Here is a 532-nt window from a genome sequence, read left to right as displayed (position 1 = left end):
TGATGATGAAGCCTGCTTAAGGATATTGAGCAGTATCCTGATGATTACCAATGGGAAAGAGCTAGACGTTTTAATTGCTCGCAATCAGCGATTTGTTATGCTCTAAAGCGACTAAAGATAACGCATAAAAAAAGATTAACCAACATCCAAAAGCCGACACAGAGAAAAGAGAGCACTTTCAAGAACAAATAGTGGATAAGACCGCTCAAGAAAAACCGATAGTCTATCTTGATGAATGTGGTTTTAAAGCCTTTGCTCATAGACCTTATGGCTACAGCACAAAAGGAGAAGTTTGTCATGGAAGTGATAACTGGCATTTAAAGAACCAGAGCAATGCGATTGGAGCCATTATCAATGGAGAATTGTTTGCCTTACGCTTATATGATGGTTCTATTAACAGTGATATTTTCTCTCATTGGGTGAGAGAAGCACTGTTACCTGAGTGACCTAAAAACAGTGTAATTGTCATGGACAATGCCGCTTTTCATAAACGCAGTGATATTCAAGCAATCATTGAAGAGCATGGVATGAA

At 38.6% G+C, this 532-nt stretch carries 1 protein-coding gene and 1 pseudogene; both read left to right on the top strand.

Going from position 1 to position 532, the window contains the following annotated elements:
- Positions 1 to 9: 9 nt before the first annotated feature.
- Positions 10 to 192 (top strand): annotated as a pseudogene (locus tag A5N85_RS17455) (IS630 transposase-related protein); the annotation flags it as partial.
- Positions 192 to 446, top strand: a complete 255-nt coding sequence (locus A5N85_RS14285) for a transposase (protein ID WP_072577686.1) — start codon at positions 192 to 194, stop codon at positions 444 to 446. The pseudogene A5N85_RS17455 and the gene A5N85_RS14285, both read left to right, overlap by 1 nt.
- Positions 447 to 532 lie beyond the last annotated feature (86 nt).

The sequence above is a fragment of the Suttonella ornithocola genome (assembly GCF_001889065.1).
Classification (GTDB): Bacteria; Pseudomonadota; Gammaproteobacteria; order Cardiobacteriales; family Cardiobacteriaceae; genus Suttonella_A; species Suttonella_A ornithocola.
This window is presented reverse-complemented; position numbering and strand designations above follow the sequence as displayed.